8 protein-coding genes are annotated in these 15,034 nt (G+C 69.8%); 2 read left to right on the top strand and 6 right to left on the bottom strand.

Annotated elements, in window-relative coordinates:
• Positions 1-24: 24 nt before the first annotated feature.
• The 6 genes from AB0J76_RS12025 to AB0J76_RS12000 all read right to left on the bottom strand — a co-directional run bounded on the left by AB0J76_RS12025 (position 25) and on the right by AB0J76_RS12000 (position 7,384).
• Positions 25-1,032, bottom strand: a complete 1,008-nt coding sequence (locus AB0J76_RS12025; protein WP_352327224.1) for a sugar phosphate isomerase/epimerase family protein — start codon at positions 1,030-1,032, stop codon at positions 25-27.
• Entirely contained in the window at positions 1,029-2,201 is a 1,173-nt protein-coding gene (locus AB0J76_RS12020; protein ID WP_352327223.1) for a Gfo/Idh/MocA family oxidoreductase, read from the bottom strand. Before AB0J76_RS12020 ends, AB0J76_RS12025 begins: the two co-directional genes overlap by 4 nt.
• Positions 2,198-3,265 (bottom strand): substrate-binding domain-containing protein, encoded by a 1,068-nt coding sequence (locus AB0J76_RS12015; protein WP_352327222.1) that lies wholly within the window; start codon positions 3,263-3,265, stop codon positions 2,198-2,200. Before AB0J76_RS12015 ends, AB0J76_RS12020 begins: the two co-directional genes overlap by 4 nt.
• 52 nt (positions 3,266-3,317) lie before the next feature.
• On the bottom strand, positions 3,318-4,328 hold the full coding sequence (locus AB0J76_RS12010) for an ABC transporter permease (RefSeq protein WP_352327221.1): 1,011 nt from the start codon (positions 4,326-4,328) through the stop codon (positions 3,318-3,320).
• A complete protein-coding gene (locus AB0J76_RS12005; protein ID WP_352327220.1) occupies positions 4,321-5,856 on the bottom strand; it encodes a sugar ABC transporter ATP-binding protein in 1,536 nt (511 codons plus the stop codon). Before AB0J76_RS12005 ends, AB0J76_RS12010 begins: the two co-directional genes overlap by 8 nt.
• Positions 5,857-6,169: 313 nt before the next feature.
• Positions 6,170-7,384, bottom strand: a complete 1,215-nt coding sequence (locus tag AB0J76_RS12000) for an ROK family transcriptional regulator (RefSeq protein WP_352327219.1) — start codon at positions 7,382-7,384, stop codon at positions 6,170-6,172.
• A gap of 333 nt (positions 7,385-7,717) precedes the next feature.
• Here AB0J76_RS12000 and AB0J76_RS11995 point away from each other — a divergent pair, with 333 nt between their 5' ends.
• Positions 7,718-8,998 (top strand): ROK family transcriptional regulator, encoded by a 1,281-nt coding sequence (locus tag AB0J76_RS11995; RefSeq protein ID WP_352327218.1) that lies wholly within the window; start codon positions 7,718-7,720, stop codon positions 8,996-8,998.
• Positions 8,999-9,122: 124 nt separating this feature from the next.
• Positions 9,123-14,915 carry a ThuA domain-containing protein gene (locus AB0J76_RS11990; protein ID WP_364389388.1) on the top strand — a complete coding sequence of 1,931 codons (5,793 nt, stop codon included), beginning with the start codon at positions 9,123-9,125 and terminating at the stop codon, positions 14,913-14,915.
• Positions 14,916-15,034 lie beyond the last annotated feature (119 nt).

Raw genomic sequence — 15,034 nt, 5'->3', positions numbered from 1 at the left:
GTGCCGCCGTCCCGGCGAGGCGCGCTACTCGGCCGAGAAAGCGGCGTCGAAGGCGGCCGTGGGCGGGGTGATGGCGTTGAGGTCGCGGATCAGCGCCAGCGCGTCGGGCGCGCCGACCAGGCGGTCCATGCCCGCGTCCTCCCACTCGACGGAGATCGGGCCGTCGTAGCCGATCGCGTTCAGGGCCCGGAAGCAGTCCTCCCAGGGCACGTCGCCCCGGCCGGTGGAGACGAAGTCCCAGCCGCGGCGCAGGTCGGCCCAGGGCAGGTGCGACGACAGCCGGCCGCGGCGGCCGTTGCCGGTGCGCACCTTGGCGTCCTTGCAGTCGACGTGGTAGATCCGGTCGGCGAAGTCGAGGATGAAGCCCGCCGGGTCCAGCTCCTGCCACACCATGTGGGAGGGGTCCCAGTTCAGCCCGAACGCGGGCCGGTGCCCGATGGCCTCCAGCGTGCGGACGGTGGTGTGGTAGTCGTAGGCGATCTCGCTCGGATGCACCTCGTGGGCGAAGCGCACGCCCACCTCGTCGTAGACGTCGAGGATCGGGTTCCACCGGTCGGCGAAGTCCTGGTACCCGGCCTCGATCATCGACGGCGGCACCGGCGGGAACATGGCCACGGTGTGCCAGATCGACGAGCCGGTGAACCCGACCACGGTCTTGACGCCCAGCTTGGCCGCCGCGCGGGCGGTGTCCTTCATCTCCTCGGCGGCGCGCCGCCGTACGCCTTCTGGCTCGCCGTCGCCCCAGATGCGGGCGGGCAGGATGCCCTTGTGCCGTTCGTCGATCGGGTTGTCGCAGACGGCCTGGCCGACGAGGTGGTTGGAGATCGTCCACACCCGCAGGTTGTGCTTGGCCAGGGTTTCCTTCCTGCGCTCGACGTAGGAGTCGTCGGCGAGGGCCTTGTCGACCTCGAAGTGGTCGCCCCAGCAGGCGATCTCCAGGCCGTCGTAGCCCCATTCCGAGGCCAGGCGGCAGACTTCCTCGAACGGCAGGTCCGCCCACTGCCCGGTGAACAGCGTGATGGGCCGGGTCATGAAACCTCCACAGGGGTGAAGCGGCTGTCGTCAGCCGCGCTCTGCTCGACGGCCGCCAGCACCCGCTGCACCTGCAGCCCGTCGTCGAAGGACGGCTCGGGGTCGGTGCCGGCGGCGATCGCCTCGATGAAGTCCTTCACCTCGTGGGTGAAGGCGTGCTCGTAGCCCAGGCCGTGTCCGGGCGGCCACCAGGCGCCCGCGTACGGGTGGCCGGGCTCGGTGACCAGCACCCGCCGGAACCCGGCTTCGGCGTCGTCGAGGGTGTGGTCGTGGAACCACAGCTCGTTCATCGACTCGAAGTCGAAGGCCAGGCTGCCCAGGGATCCGTTGATCTCGATGCGCAGCGCGTTCTTGCGGCCGGTCGCGAAGCGGGTGGCCTCGAAGGAGGCCAGGCCGCCGCCGGTGAGCCGCCCGTTGAACAGTGCGGCGTCGTCGACGGTGACCGACCCCTTGCCCGTGCCGCTGCCGGCCGACAGGCCGGACGACGCGGCGGCCAGCGGGCGTTCCTTGACGAACGTCTCGGTCATGGCGGAGACGCCGGTCAGCCGCTCGCCGGTGACGTACTGGGCGGTGTCGATGATGTGGGCGCCGATGTCGCCGAGCGCGCCCGATCCGGCCTTGTCCTTCTGCAGCCGCCACACCAGCGGGAAGTCGGGGTCGACGATCCAGTCCTGCAGGTACTGGGCTCGTACGTGCCGGATCTGTCCAAGCTTGCCCTCGGCCACGAACCGTCTGGCGAGCGCGACGGCCGGGACGCGGCGGTAGTTGAAGGCCACCATCGCCCGTACGCCCCGTCCGGCGGCGGCGCGGGCGGCGGCGGCCATCTCCTCGGCCTCGGCGACGCTGTTGGCCAGCGGCTTCTCGCAGATGACGTGCTTGCCCGCGGCCAGCGCCGCGATGGCGATCTCGGCGTGGCTGTCGCCGGGCGTGCAGATGTCGACGATCTGCACGTCGTCACGGTCGAGCACGCGCTTCCAGTCGGTCTCCGCGTGCGCCCAGCCCAGCTTCGCCGCAGCCTGCTCGGTCGCCTCGGGGTTCCTGCCGGCCAGCGCGACCATGGCGGGCCGGAGCGGCAGGTCGAAGAAGGCGTCCACGTTGCGCCAGGCCTGGGAGTGGGTGCGGCCCATGAAGGCGTACCCGACCATGCCGACGCCGGCCACCGGCCTCATGATTCGAACCCCGACGGGAGGTACTTGGCGACGTTGTCCTTGCTCACGGTCTGCGAGGCGAGCGTGATCGACTGCGGCACCTCGTTCTCCATCAGGTCGCTCATGCCCTTGCCCTGAGCGATCAGGCGGGCGAGCTTGATCGCGGAGGCGGCCATCGTCGCGGGGTAGGTGACGGTGGCCTTCAGCACGCCGGAATCGGCCTGGATGTCGCGCATCGCGTTGGCCGAGCCGGCGCCGCCGACCATGATGAACTCGTCGCGGCCGGCCTCCTTGATCGCAGCCAGCACGCCGATGCCCTGGTCGTCGTCGTGGTTCCAGATCGCGTCGATCTTCTTGTGCGCCTGGAGCAGGTTGCCGGCGACCTGCGTGCCCGACTCGACGGTGAACTTGGCGTCCTGCTTGGCGGTCACCTTGAACCCGTACATCTGCAGGGCGTCGGCGAAGCCCTTGCTGCGCTCCTGGGTCAGCGGCAGCGTGGCGATGCCCTGGATCTCCAGGATCACCGGGTTCGACACCCCCTTGTCCTTGAGGGTCTTGCCGATGAAGTGCCCGGCGGCCACGCCCATGCCGTAGTTGTCGCCGCCGATCCAGGTCCGGTACGACAGCTTGTCGGGGAAGACCCGGTCCACGTTGATCACCGGGATGCCCGCGTCCATCGCCTGCCGGGCGACCTGGTTGAGCTGCTGGCCGTCGTTGGGCAGGATCACCAGCGCGTTGACCTTGGCCTGGATCAGCGACTCCACCGCCGAGATCTGCTGGTTGATGTCGTTGGTCGGCTCGACCGCCTTCAGCGTGACGTCGGAGTACTGCTTGGCCGCCTCCTGCGCGTTCTTGCTGATGGCCGCGATCCAGCCGTGGTCGGCGGCCGGGGCCGAGAAGCCGATGACGACCTGCTCGCCCGGCTTGTCGTTGTCCGTCCCGGCCGACGCCGCCGCCTGCGGGGCGGCGGAGGAGGAGGCCGACACGGCAGCGGGCTCGTTACTGGTGCAGGCCGCGAGGAGGGCGCCCGCGCCGAGGACGGCGCCGCTCGCGAACAGCCCTCGACGGCCGACGTTCTTGCTCATGTATTTCTCCGATGGGTGGGGCCCGGGTCAGGGACGGAAGGGTTTCGGTGGGTCATAGAGGTGATTTGAGACTTCGCCGCTGCAGGAGCACGGCGGCGACGATGATCGCGCCCTTGGCGACGAGCTGGTCGGCGGTGTTCAGGCCGTTCAGGATGAACAGGTTGGTGATCACCGTGAAGATCAGCAGACCGAGGATCGACCCGATGATCGTGCCCTTGCCGCCGCTCAGCAGCGTCCCGCCGATGATCACCGCGGCGATCGCGTCCAGCTCGTACAGGTCGCCGTGGGTGGAGGAGCCGGTGGTGGTCCGCGCCATGATCAGCACGGCGGCGATCCCGCAGCACAGGCCCGACAGCGCGTACAACATCAGCGTGTGCTTGCGTATGTCGATGCCGGCCAGGCGGGCCGCCTCGGGGTTGCCGCCCACCGCGTACGTGCGCCGGCCGAACGTCGTGCGGTTGAGCACCAGCCAGCCGACCAGCACCACCAGCGCGAACATGTACACCAGCAGCGGCAGCCCGAGCACCCGCGTGGTCGACAGGTCGACGATCAGCGAGTTGTCCGGCTGGACCAGCTGGGTGCGCTGGTTGGACATGCGCTGGGCCAAGCCGCGCGCGGCCACCATCATGGCCAGCGTCGCGATGAACGGCACCATCCGCCCGTAGGCGATGAGGAATCCGTTCAGCAATCCGGCGCCGGTGCCGACCAGCACCGCGCACACGATCATCACGACCGGCCCGTACGCCTGCGTCGCCAGCGTTGTCGCCCACACCGACGCCAATGCCATCAACGCCCCGACCGACAGGTCGATGCCACCACCGATGATCACGAACGTCGAGCCGACCGTGATCACGCCGATGGTCGAGGCCAGCGCCAGGATGCTCACCAGGTTGGAGGGGGTGGCGAAGTTCTCCGGTCTGGTCACCACGCCCACGATCGCCAGCAGCACCAGCGCCGCGACCAGACCCAGATGGCGGATCTCGCCGAGCCGGCCGAGGCGGCCGCGCGCCCCCACGGCTTTCAGGCGCGGGCCGGCCGGCGCGCTCTGATCAACGTCAGTCATGGAACGCTCCTTCTAGGGGATTCGCTTCGTCGGCCCCGGACGCCGACCCTGTGGAGACCATCACCAGGTCGAGCACGCGGTGCTCGTCCAGGTCCTCGGCCGGCGCCTCATGGACGATCCGACCCTCGCGGACGACCAGCACCCGGTCGGCCAGGCCCAGCACCTCGGGCACCTCGCTGGAGACCAGCAGCACGCCGATGCCGTCGTCGGCCAGCTTGCGGACCAGCGCGTACAGCTCGGCGCGGGCGCCGACGTCCACACCGCGCGTGGGCTCGTCCAGCAGCAGCAGCTTGCGGTCCTCGGCCAGCCAGCGGCCCAGCACCGCCTTCTGCTGGTTGCCCCCCGACAACGTCCTGATCGCCCGGAGCGGATCGGGCGGGCGGATGTCCAGCGCCTGCGACAGCCTCGTGGCCTCGGCGAGCTCGCTGCGGCGGTCGAGCCAGCCCAGCCACCGCGGCTTGGTGTAGCGGCTCATGCTCGCCAGCGTGATGTTCTGCGCGACCGAGTGGTCCAGCAGCAGCGCCTGCGCCTTGCGCTCCTCGGGGGCCAGGCCCATGCCCATCCGCACCGCCCGGGTGGTGCTGCCCGGCCGCACCGTGCGCCCGTCGAGGACGACCCGGCCGCTGCCCTTGCGCGCGCCGTAGATCGTCTCGATGATCTCGCTACGGCCCGAGCCGACCAGCCCGGCCAGCCCGACGATCTCCCCCGCCCGTACGGTGAACGAGACGTTCTCGAAGCGGCCGGGCAGCGTCAGGTTCTCCACGCGCAAGATCTCCTCGCCGGGCGGGGCCGAGGAGCGGGGCGGGAAGACGTACTCGACGTTGCGGCCGGTCATCAGGGAGACGATCTGCGAGGTGGGCGTCTCCTTGGCCGGCAGCCCGACGGCGACCGTACGGCCGTCCTTCAGCACGGTGACCCGGTCGCCGATCTCGCGGATCTCCTCCAGCCGGTGGGAGATGTAGATCACCGCCACGCCCTGGGAGGTGAGGTCGCGGATCACCCGGAAGAGATTGTCCACCTCGTCGTGGGCCAGGGCGGCCGACGGCTCGTCCATGATGATGAGCCGGGTCGAGTGCGACAGCGCCCTCGCCATGCTGACGATCTGCTTGTGCGCCGGGGACAACCGGCCCACCTCGGTACGCGGGCGGATCTCCCCGTGCCCCAGCCGCCTGAGCAGCTCGGCCGTGGCCCGGTCGGCCTCCGACCTGCGGGAGAAGCCGAAGCTCGCCGGCTCATGGCCGAGGAAGACGTTCTCGGTGACGCTCAGCCCGTCCACCAGGTCGAGCTCTTGGTACATCGTGGAGATGCCGAGACGGATCGCGGCGGTGGGGCCGGACAGGCGGGCTTCCTCGCCGGCGAAGGTGATGGTGCCCTCGTCGGGCTGGTGCGCCCCGGCCAGGATCTTGATGAGCGTGGACTTCCCTGCGCCGTTCTGGCCGAGCAGGCAGTGCACTTCCCCGGCGCGTACGTCGAGGTCGACCCCGTTCAGGGCGCGGACACCGGGGAACTGTTTGACGATTCCCCGCATGTGGAGCAGAGACGCCGAGTCGGATGTTGACCGCGGCACAGGTGCCTCCCTGGATTCATGGTGCGGTCGGGTCCCGCCCGCCTGACGGCGCCGGTTGGCACCGCCGACGGCATCGAGGTCGGCGTGAACGATGCCGATACGGCACCGGACTGCCGGTCAGGCGGGGCGGGACGTTCTGGGGGGAGAGGTGGCGGGTTCCCGTCCGCCTGACGGCATGCGCCATGGCCGCGGCACCTATGTGGGCGGGGCGTGCCGAGGCGGGCGGAGCGATCGGGCGGACGGGAGGTCTAGTGGGGGGATCGGAGGTGTTCGGTCATGCCGATGGCTGGGGATGTCGGATCTCGATGTTCGCGGGGTCGGACAGTGCTCGTTCGACGACGACGCCGGCCGCTCCTCGCGAGGCGGCGCCGAAGCCGAGGTCGGAGGCGACGAACCGGCAGCGGCCGGCGGCGCCGCTCATCCCGAGGCGGGCCAGCTCTCGCTCGGCCGCGGGGATGAGCAGGTCGGCGAGCCTGGCGAAGTAGCCGCCCAGCACGATCGTCCGTGGGTTGAAGAGGTTGACCAACATGGCCGCCCCGATGCCGAGCCACGTGCCCACCTCGGCGACGGCCGCGTCGACCCTCGGGTCTCCTTCGGCGCGCCGCTGCTCGATCTCGGCCAGCCGCTCCTCCGGGTCGCGGACGATCTGGGAGCGCATGCCGTACGCGCGGTCGGGGGTGGCCATGCGCACGAGCGCGGCCAGCCCGACCTTGGTCTCCCAGCAGCCGGTGAGGCCGCAGCGGCACGCCTCGCCGGACGGGTCGACCACGACGTGCCCGACCTCCCCGGCGAATCCGTCCGCTCCACCCAGCAACCGGCCTCCGGAGATGACGCCGCCGCCGACGCCGACCTCGCCGGTCAGGTAGACCAGGTCGGAGGTGCCCGCCGCGACGCCGAAGGTGTACTCGGCCAGGGCCGCGAGGTTGGCGTCGTTGTCGACCCCGATGGGGATGTCACCCGGAATGTCGGCGTGGGACAGTCGCTCCGCCACCTTCACGCCGCGCCAGCCGAGGTTCGGGGCGACGACGACGGTGCCGTCGGTTGTGTCGACCAGGCCGGGGACGGCCACGGTGATCCCGGCCGGCGTGACTCCGAGCGGTTCGAGGTCGGCCAGGGTCTTCTCGATCACGCGGGCCAGCTCGTCCAGCGAGCGTTCCGGGCCGGATCCCATCGCGTCGAAGCTGATCCGCCGGTCGATGAGGACCCTGCCTGCCAGGTCGGTGGCGATCGCCGCGATGTAGTCGACGTTGACTTCCACGCCCAGGGCGCCGACCCGCGAGCCGTCCAGGACGAGCGCGACACTCGGTCGGCCGACGGAACCCGCGTGCTGCGGGCCTGTCTCCTTGACCAGCCCGCGTGCCTGCAGCTCGCTCACCAAGCTGGTGACGGTGGTCTTGTTCAACCCGGTCTCGACAGCGACGGCGGACCGGGAGCACGGGCCGTGCCCGCTGATGTGACGCAGCACCAGAGCGAGGTTGGAACGTCGCACGGTGGTCTGGTCCGCGGGAACTCCCGCGGGCAGGCCCCGACTCGTCGAGTCGGTCGCTGGGGCGTCAGCCCTGCCGTGGTGCACGCGTCTCCTTAGGACTCAATTAGTACGTATGGCTGGCCGAATTAAAAGGGGCAACGGATGAAGAGCACAAGAGGGAAAGCGGTTGCACCTCGCATAACAGTCCGGTAACGACATGGCGAAGACCTGCTGAACTGCGCGAAGACGACCGATGCCAACTCGTTACGCGGTGCAGGGGTGCGTGGCCGGACACCTCCGTGTTACAACCCTCATTAATTGATCGCCGATACAAACAAAGGCCGGGTGACACGAGTGACCAACGGGCACCTCACCCGCACCTCCAACGTGGGCGCTTCCTCGGCCGGCTCCGCCACGCTGCGCAGGGCGAACCTCTCCTCGGTGCTGCGTGAGCTGCGCGACCACACCTCCCTGTCCCGTGCCGACATCGCCGAGGCGACCGGGCTGCACCGCGCCACCGTCTCCAACCTCATGGCCGAGCTCCTCGAACGGCGGCTCGTACGGGAGGTCGGCGTCGAGCACGTGGGCGCGATCGGGCGTCCCCGACGGGCGGTGGCGCTGCACGGCGCACACGTCGGCGCCCTGGGCATGGAGATCAACGTCGACTACATCGCCGTCCACGGCACCGACCTCAGCGGCCGGGTCGTGGTCGAGCGCCGGGTCGTCTTCGACGCGATGGGCAGCACGCCGGATCGTGCGGTGCGCCGCCTCGGGCTCGTGGCCAAGGAGGCCGTGGAGGCGATGTGCCGGGCCGGAGCGACGCCCGCCGGCATAGCGGTGGCCGTCCCCGGGCTCGTCGACGTGGCACGCGGCGTCGTGACGTTCGCGCCGAACCTCTACTGGCATGATTTGCCGCTGGCCGAGCGGCTGACCTCCGTGCTCGGCCCGCTGAGCGTACCGGTGCTGGTGGACAACGACGCCAACCTCGCCGCGCTGGGCGAGTACATCTCGGGTGTCGCCGCAGGCACGTCCGACCTGGTCTATCTCACCGGCGAGGTCGGGGTCGGCGGCGGCATCATCTCCGGGGGCCGGCTCCTGCGCGGCGCGGACGGGTTCTCCGGCGAGGTCGGTCATCTGCGGCTCGACCCCAACGGCGACCAGTGCGGCTGCGGCCGCATCGGCTGCTGGGAGACCAAGGTCGGCCTGGCCGCGCTCGTCCGCGATGCGATGCCGGAGCACGCCTACGGGCTGCCCGGCATGCCGATGCCCGACCCCGGCGAACGAGTGGCCGACATCGCGCGCGGCCTGGCCTCGGGCGATGTACGGATGACGAAGGCGGTGGCGCAGGTCGGCGAATGGCTCGGGCTCGGTGGCTCGATCCTGGCCAACCTGTTCAACCCGCGGGTGATCGTCATCGGCGGCTACTTCGCCTCCCTGGCCGAGTGGCTGCTGCCGCACGCGCAACATCAGCTGCAACGGCTCGTGGTGGCCGCTCCCGCCGCCCAGTGCCGATTCGTCGCCTCCACGCTCGGCTTCGGCGCCGCCTCCCGGGGCGCCGCGAGCATGGTGGTCACCCAGATCATCGACGACCCGACCACGATCATGGACTCGCCACCGCGGCCGGCAGTCCACTGACAGCACCCCACAGACCTGGAGACGGCACCCTCCAGCACCCCGCAACACCCGCTCGAAAACCAAGTGGCAACAAGCGCGGCGGCGCGCGCCTTGCCTGACGTCCCCCCGGTCAGGAAGGGTTTCCATGTCACCACGTCATCGAACGTGGGCCAGGCTGCTCCACGCGGCCCCGCCACAGGACCGACGTCGTCCGCGACGTCGCATCGCGGCGGCGACGGCTCTTGCTCTCGTCGCTCCCTTCATCACCTTCTCAGCCGCACCGGCGAGCGCCACGGTCACCGCGTCGTCGGCCGCCACGGAAGCCGCCGCGGCGCCTGACTTCAAGGTGCTGGTCTTCTCGAAGACGACCGGCTTCCGGCACGACGCGATCCCCGAGGGCATCGCCGCGGTGCAGAAGCTCGGCCAGGACAACAACTTCGCGGTCGACACGACCGAGGACGGCGCCCAGTTCACCGATGAGAACCTGGCGCAGTACCAGGCCGTGGTCTTCATGTCCACGACCGGCGACCCGCTGGGCACGCAGGAGCAGAAGGACGCCTTCCAGCGCTATATCCAGAAGGGCGGCGGGTTCGTGGGCGTCCACGCCGCCGCCGACAGCGGGTACAACTGGGCCTGGTACGGCAAGCTCGTCGGGGCGTACTTCAAGCAGCACCCGGCGATCCAGCAGGCCACGGTCAAGGTCGAGGACCCGGCCCACCCGTCGACCAAGGACCTGCCGACCACCTGGACCCGTACCGACGAGTGGTACGACTACCAGGCCAACCCGCGCAACACGGTCCATGTGCTGACCTCGCTGGAGGAGAAGTCCTACACCGGCGGCACGATGGGCGCCGACCACCCGAACACGTGGTGCCAGGACTTCGACGGCGGCCGTTCGTGGTACACGGGGCTCGGCCACCTCAAGGAGAACTACACCGAGCCGAACTTCCTGAAGCTGCTTCTCGGCGGCATCCAGACCGCCGCCGGCGCGATCAAGGCCGACTGCTCGGCCTCGCAGAGCTCCAGCTTCGAGAAGGTCACGCTCGACGACAGCACCTCCAACCCGATGATGGTGGACGTCGCCAGGGACGGCCGGGCCTTCTACATCGACCGGCTCGGCGAAGTGAAGATCATCAAGCCCACGGGCGGCACGGTCACCGCCGGGAAGCTGAACGTCTTCACCGCCAACGAGAGCGGCCTGCTCGGCCTGGCGCTCGACCCCGGCTTCGACACCAACCACTGGGCGTACCTCTACTACTCCCCCAGCGGCGAGAACGTCGACCGGCTGAGCAGGTTCACCGTCAACGGTGACAGCCTGGACCTGACGAGCGAGAAGAAGCTCCTCGACGTCCCGGTGCAGCGGGCCGAGTGCTGCCACCACGGCGGCGGCATGGTGATGGACCCCAAGACCGGCAACCTGTGGCTGGCCACCGGCGACAACACCAACCCGTTCGCCTCCGACGGCTACGCGCCGCTCGACGAGCAGTCCGGCCGCACCAACTGGGACTCCCAGCGCACCTCGGCCAACACCAACAGCCTGAGCGGCAAGCTGCTGCGCATCCACCCCGAGGCTGACGGCACCTACACCGTTCCGTCCGGCAACCTGTTCCAGCCGGGTACCGCGAAGACCAAGCCGGAGATCTACGGCATGGGCTTCCGCAACCCGTTCCGCATGGGGCTCGACCCGAAGACGGGCGGCATCATGCTCGGCGAGTACGGCCCCGACGCCAACACGGCGAGCGCCACGCGGGGCCCGGAGAACACGGTCGAGTGGAACCTGGTCGCCAAGCCGGGCAACTACGGCTGGCCGTACTGCGTCGGCAACAACACCCCGTACGTCGACTACGACTTCGCCACCAAGAAGTCGGGGTCGCCGTTCAACTGCGCCGCGCCGGTCAACGACTCGCCCAACAACGACGGCCTGACCAACCTCCCCCCGGTCATCCCGGCGACGATCTGGTACCACTACGGGGCCGACCCGCAGAACTTCCCGGAGCTGAGCGGCGGCGCGCCGATGGGCGGCCCGGTCTACCGCTTCGACCCGAACCTGCAGTCGGACGTGAAGTGGCCGGCCTACTGGGACGGCAAGGCCGTCTTCGGCGAGTGGAACAACGACAACGTGTGGTCGTTCCAGCTCGATGAGAACGGCACCAAGCTCGTCGAGATGAACCGCATCCTCGGCTCGCTGAAGTTCAAGAAGCCGATGGACATGAAGTTCGGCCCCGACGGCGCGCTGTACATGATCGAGTGGGGTTCCGGCTTCGGCGGTGACAACGCCGACTCCGGCATTTACCGCATCGAGTACATCAAGGGCAACCGCCCGCCGATCGCCCGCGTCACGGCGGACAAGACCGACGGGCCGCTGCCGCTGACCGTGAAGTTCTCCAGCGAGGGCAGCCGCGACCCGGACGACAAGGCGATCACCTACGCCTGGGACCTCGACGGCGACGGCGACACCGACTCCACCGACCCCAACCCCACCTTCACCTACGACAAGGCAGGCGAGTACGGCGTCGTCCTGACCGTCACGAACTCCGACGGCAAGACCGGCACGGCGAGCGTGACGATCACCGCGGGCAACACCCGTCCCGTCGTGACCGTCGACGTGCCGCCGAACGGCTCCTTCTTCGAGTTCGGCGACCAGGTGAAGTTCAAGGTCACCGTCACCGACGCCGAGGACGGCGCGATCGACTGCGACAAGGTCCAGATCCAGGCGATCCTCGGCCACGACAGCCATGGCCACCCGCTCGACCAGCTCAAGGGCTGTGAAGGCACCCTGCAGACCTCGCAGAGTGGCCACGGCGAGACCGACAACCTCTTCTACGTGATCGAGGCCAGCTACGCCGACAAGGGCGCCGGCGACGCCAAGCCGCTGACCGGCCGCGGCCAGGTCATCCTGGAGCCCAAGCGCAAGCAGGCCGAGCACTTCGCGCAGACCGGCCGGGTGGCCGACGGCAAGGGCACCGACGCCGCCGGCGTCCAGACGGAGACCACGACCGACCCGCAGGGCGGCAACCTCAACATCGGGTTCGTCCAGGACGGTGACTGGTGGTCGTTCGACCCGGTGAACCTGTCGAACGTCACCGGGATCCGGTTCCGGATCGCCTCGGGCGGCGCGGGCGGGACCGTACAGGTGCGGGCGGGCAACCCCGGGACCGGGACCCTGGTGGGCTCGGCCGAGGTGACGCCCACCGGCGGCTGGCAGACGTTCACCGACGTCACGCTCGACCTGACCAGTCCGCCGTCCGAGAGCGGGCCGCTCTACTTCGTCGTGCGCAAGCCGGCGAGCGCGGCCAACGACGCCTACCTGGCCAACTTCAACTGGGTCGACTTCGTCGGCAAGGGCGCGACCGACAACCAGCGTCCGACCGTGACCGCGACGGCGACCCCGACGACGGGCACCGCCCCGCTGAAGGTCGACTTCAAGGCGACGGCCACCGACCCCGAAGGCGGCTCGATCACCTACAAGTGGAACTTCGGCGCGGACGGCTCGCCTCAGCCTGCCACGGCTGAGGCGAGCTACACCTACAGCGCACCGGGCTCCTACACGGCCGTGGTGACCGCGACCGACGACAAGGGCGCCTCCGCCACCGCCCAGATCCCCATCAAGGTGGACTCGGCGACCACCGTCTGCCTCACCGGCCGTTCGGACGGCTTCACCGGCGACCAGCTCGACCGTCAACGGTGGTCGGTCATCCGCGAGAACCAGGACCTCAAGGTCGCCGGCGGCAACCTCGTGATCCCGACGTCGAGCACCGACATCTACGGCACCGGCGGCGACGCGACGAACATCGTCGTGCAACCGGCGCCCCAGGGAGCGTGGACGGCCACCGCCAAGGTCACGCTGAAGGCCCTCGACGCCTACGAGCAGGCCGGCCTGGTCCTGTACGGCGACGACGACAACTACGCGAAGATCGTGCTGGAGGGCCGGGGCACCAGCGACCGCGCCGGTCGCATCTTCCAGTACATCCGGGAGGAGAACGGCGCCCCGAACGAGGTGAACGCGAGCAACACGGCCAACCTCGGCGACGCCTTCCCCGACACCGTGTACGTGCGCCTCGTCACCGACGGCACCAACCTGAACGCCTCCTACTCGGCGGACGGCGTCACCTTCACCGCGATGCCGGAGACGAAGAAGCTCGCCGGCATCACCAACCCGAGGATCGGCCTGCTCGCCCTGTCCGGGACCGGCGGCCACCCGGTGGTGGACGCGTCCTTCGACTGGTTCCAGATCACGCCGGACGACACGGCCACCGGCGCGGCGCCGGACGACGAGTTCGACGGCGGCGCGCTCGACTCCTGCCGCTGGAACGCGGTCGTCCGTCCCGACGCCACCGGGATGCGGGTGACCGGCGGCAAGCTGGAGATCGACACCTCGAAGGGAGACATCTACGGGTCCGACAACAGCGGCCCGAAGAACTTCGTCCTGCAGAACGCGCCCGAGGGCGACTGGACGCTGGAGACCAAGCTCGACGGATCGGCGTTCAACCAGGCCTACCACCAGGGCGGCCTGGTGGTCTACGGCGGTGACGACGACTACGTCAAGGTCGACTACGTGGCCGACGGCGCGACGGCGACGAGGATCGAGCTGCGCAGCGAGGTCGGCGGAGCCGTTCAGGACCCGCAGCCGCAGGTCGACCAGCACGGCTCCGGCGTGTGGTGGCTGCGGCTGAAGAAGGAGGGCGACACCTTCCACGGGTACTACTCCGCGAACGGCACGGACTGGACCGAGATCGGCGCCACGGTGAAGAACGGCGCCGTGGCGAGCCGGGCGAAGGTGGGCGTGTTCGCCTTCGGCGGCAACAGCCAGACCGCGTCGGCGACGGCGAAGTTCGACCACTTCCATCTGGTCAAGAGTGGCGGGGGCGCCGACGACAAGACGGCGCCCACGACGACCGCGGCCACCGACCCGGCCGCGCCGCAGAGCGGCTGGTACACCGGTCCTGTCTCGGTCACGCTGTCGGCCGCCGACGAGGCGGACGGCAGCGGGGTCGCCAAGACCGAGTACCAGCTCGACGGCGGCGACTGGGCCGCCTACACCGCTCCTGTCGTCGTCTCCGGTGACGGGTCGCACACTCTGGCCTACCGCTCGGCGGACAAGGCGGGCAACGTCGAGGACGCCAAGACCCTCACGGTCAAGGCGGACGCGACCGCGCCGATGACCAAGGCGGAGTTCGCCTCGCCGAACGACAGCGGGTGGCACGACGCCGCCGTGCCGGTGATGCTCACCGCCACCGACGCCACGGCCGGGGTGGAGAAGACCGAGTATGCGGTGGACGGCGGCGACTGGACGCCGTACACCGAGCCGGTCACCGTCTCGGGTGAGGGCAGGCACGAGCTCAAGTACCGCTCGTCCGACAAGGCCGGGAACGCCGAGGACGTCAAGGCCGCCGCGTTCCAGATCGACACCAAGGCGCCCGCCGTGGTGATCTCGGGCGTGGCGGACGGCGAGAAGTACGGCGACAGCCAGGACCTGCAGATCGCCTGGCAGGTCGTCGACACCGCCTCCGGCGTGAGGTCGGTGAGCGGCACGCTCGACGGCAAGCCGTTCGAGTCCGGGACGCTCCAGCCGCTGTACGGGCTGGCCCTGGGCACGCACACGGTCAAGGTCACCGCGGTCAGCAACGCGGGCAGCCAGACCGAGCAATCCGTGACGTTCTCCGTCGAGACCTCGACGCGGGACATCGCCGCCCTGATCGACCGTTTCGAGAAGGACGGCAAGCTGACGGACAGGGAGGCGCACCGGTTGCAGACGAACCTCGCCACCGTGCGCGACGCCGAGGACAAGGGCAAGAAGGATGACAAGATCATCAAGGAGATCCGGAAGTTCAAGGACGCCGTCAGCGGCAAGAAGGGCGTCTCGGACGAGCAGGTCCGGGCCGTCCTCCTCCGGGACGCCGACGCCCTGATCGTCCGGCACGGCGGCACGCCGGCCTGACGGCGAGCGAGACCGGCGTGCCGGACGCCGCCATAAAGCGCCGCTCCGGCACGTCGCCGACAGACGGTGAGCGCCCTCGCCAGGCGAGGGCACTCACCCCCTCCCGCTCCACGACGCGG

It is taken from the genome of Nonomuraea sp. NPDC049624 (genome assembly GCF_040675255.1).
Lineage (GTDB): Bacteria > Actinomycetota > Actinomycetes > Streptosporangiales > Streptosporangiaceae > Nonomuraea.
Note: the sequence above shows the minus strand (reverse complement) of the source record. Positions and strands in the feature narration are given on the sequence as shown.

Bases quoted from the DNA above. Each gene is read 5' to 3' on its own strand.
- AB0J76_RS12025 (WP_352327224.1), bottom strand. From the start codon at position 1,032: ATGACCCGGCCCATCACGCTGTTCACCGGGCAGTGGGCGGACCTGCCG.
- AB0J76_RS12020 (WP_352327223.1), bottom strand. From the start codon at position 2,201: ATGAGGCCGGTGGCCGGCGTCGGCATGGTCGGGTACGCCTTCATGGGC.
- AB0J76_RS12015 (WP_352327222.1), bottom strand. From the start codon at position 3,265: ATGAGCAAGAACGTCGGCCGTCGAGGGCTGTTCGCGAGCGGCGCCGTC.
- AB0J76_RS12010 (WP_352327221.1), bottom strand. From the start codon at position 4,328: ATGACTGACGTTGATCAGAGCGCGCCGGCCGGCCCGCGCCTGAAAGCC.
- AB0J76_RS12005 (WP_352327220.1), bottom strand. From the start codon at position 5,856: ATGCGGGGAATCGTCAAACAGTTCCCCGGTGTCCGCGCCCTGAACGGG.
- AB0J76_RS11990 (WP_364389388.1), top strand. From the start codon at position 9,123: ATGTCACCACGTCATCGAACGTGGGCCAGGCTGCTCCACGCGGCCCCG.